This is a genomic window from Methylosinus sp. Sm6 (assembly GCF_019802345.1).
In the GTDB taxonomy this organism is placed as follows: domain Bacteria; phylum Pseudomonadota; class Alphaproteobacteria; order Rhizobiales; family Beijerinckiaceae; genus Methylosinus.
This window is the reverse complement of the sequence record NZ_JAINDZ010000102.1, coordinates 1-1,860: the sequence shown is the minus strand read 5'-3', so window position 1 is coordinate 1,860 and position 1,860 is coordinate 1. Positions and strand designations below refer to the sequence as shown.

General features: G+C 63.0%; 3 protein-coding genes. 2 read left to right on the top strand and 1 reads right to left on the bottom strand.

The genetic code is table 11. The annotated features are described in order from the left end of the window. On the bottom strand, positions 1–434 hold a 434-nt coding region (locus K3F48_RS23625), incomplete at its 3' end, for a LysR family transcriptional regulator (protein ID WP_222577885.1). Positions 435–557: 123 nt separating this feature from the next. On the opposite strand from K3F48_RS23625, the gene K3F48_RS23620 reads away from it, so the two are divergent. Further along, a complete protein-coding gene (locus tag K3F48_RS23620) occupies positions 558–1,109 on the top strand; it encodes a carboxymuconolactone decarboxylase family protein (protein WP_222577884.1) in 552 nt (183 codons plus the stop codon). 56 nt (positions 1,110–1,165) lie between these two features. Next, positions 1,166–1,630: a DUF1348 family protein gene (locus tag K3F48_RS23615; RefSeq protein ID WP_222577883.1), complete on the top strand. Its 465-nt coding sequence runs from the start codon at positions 1,166–1,168 to the stop codon at positions 1,628–1,630. The last annotated feature ends 230 nt before the right edge of the window (positions 1,631–1,860 follow it).

The window sequence follows — 1,860 nt, the reverse complement described above, 5'->3', positions numbered from 1 at the left end:
ATGCGCAGAGCGAGATCGAATCCTTCCTCCACGAGATCGACGAAGCGATCGGAGAGCGACAGCTCGACCGTGAGCTGCGGATGCGCGTTCATATAGCGGCCGATCAACGGCCCTATGTGCATGCGCCCGAACATCAGCGGCGCGGACAGGCTCAGCCGTCCTCTCGGCGCGCTCTGCTCATTCTCCGCGACGCGCTCGGCCTCCTCGAGATCGGCGACGATCCGCCGGGCGCGCTCGAGAAAGCGCGCGCCTGCATCGGTCAGGCCGACGGAGCGCGTCGTTCGTTGCAGAAGCCGCACGCCGAGCCTTTCCTCGAGCGCGGCGACGAGCCGCGTCAACAGCGACGCCGAGACGCCGAGGCTTCGCGCCGCCGGCGCGAAGCCCTTGTGGTCCACGACCGCGATGAAGGCCGTGATCGTGTCGAAGCGGTCCATCGGATTGCTGCGCCTACCGCAACGATGTCGTGCCAAGAAAGGCGATTATCGTTTCGATCGTCATCTATCATGTTCCGGGTGACAGGCAAAACGCCTGCGAGCACGAAATCTATGGAGCGCATCATGTCTCGTCTCTCGACGCCCGAAACCATAGAAGCGGCGCCCGCCCCGGCCCGTCCGCTGCTGGAGGCGGTGAAGGCAAAGCTCGGACTCGTTCCGAATTTCTATCGACTGGTCGCCTACAGCGCCGCCGGCCTCGAAGGTCTGCTCGGCTTGACCGAAGGGCTGGCCAAGGGTGCGCCCGACGCGCGCACTCGCGAGCGCATCGCCGTCGCGGTGGCCGAATTCAACGGCTGCGGCTATTGCCTCTCGGCGCACGCGTATATCGGCAAGAATCTGCTGAAGCTCGATGACGCGGAGATCGCCGCCAATCGCGACGGCCGCTCGTCGGATCAAAGGGCCGACGCCGCTTTGCGCTTCGCGCTCGAGGTCGTTCGCAAGCGCGGCCATGTCTCGGACGCCGATCTGTCGGCTGTGCGCGCGGCGGGCTTCGGCGACGCCGAGATCATCGAGATCATCCTGCATGTGGGCCTCAACACGCTGACGAATTACGTCAATGAGATCGCCGACACGACAATCGATTTTCCTGCTTTGGAGCTGCGTCGCGTGGCGTGAGCCGAGCATGCGTCCACGCTCTTTTCGGACGCACGCTCCAATCGGAGGAGGAAATCATGTCGAGACCGCCGCTACCGCCTTTCACCGCCGAAACCGCCGCCCAAAAAGTGCGCCTCGCCGAGGACGCCTGGAACAACCGCGATCCGGAGCGCGTCGCGCAGGCCTATTCGATCGACAGCTGCTGGCGCAATCGCGCCGAATTCATTGTCGGTCGCGATCGGATCGAGGCCTTTCTCCAACGCAAATGGTCACGAGAGCTCGAGTATCGGCTCATCAAGGAGCTGTGGGCGTTCCGCGAGAATCGGATCGCCGTCCGCTTCGCTTATGAATGGCGTGACGACAGCGGGAGCTGGTTTCGCTCCTACGGCAATGAAAATTGGGAGTTCGACGAGCAGGGACTCATGCGCCTGCGCATCGCCAGCATCAATGATGTTCCGATCTCCGCCGCCGATCGGAAGTTTCATTGGCCGCTCGGCAGGCGTCCGGATGATCATCCGAGCTTGAGCGATCTTGGCCTCTGACGGAGAGCGGACTCCGACTTGGTCTGATTTCACATCGACGCCCGTGGACAAGAGCGAGCCTGAAGGCTCGCGGTCCAGGGCGCGCATCGGACCGCGAGACTTCAGGCTCGCTTCCAAATCATTCGACAGTTATCGGCAAACACGAGGCGAAATCCCATGAGCAAGACCGCCATCATCATCTATTCCGATCCGAAGTCCGGCTCCGAGGAAGCGCTCGGCCGCCTCTTCAA

Bases quoted from the DNA above. Each gene is read 5' to 3' on its own strand.
- K3F48_RS23620 (WP_222577884.1), top strand. From the start codon at position 558: ATGTCTCGTCTCTCGACGCCCGAAACCATAGAAGCGGCGCCCGCCCCG.
- K3F48_RS23615 (WP_222577883.1), top strand. From the start codon at position 1,166: ATGTCGAGACCGCCGCTACCGCCTTTCACCGCCGAAACCGCCGCCCAA.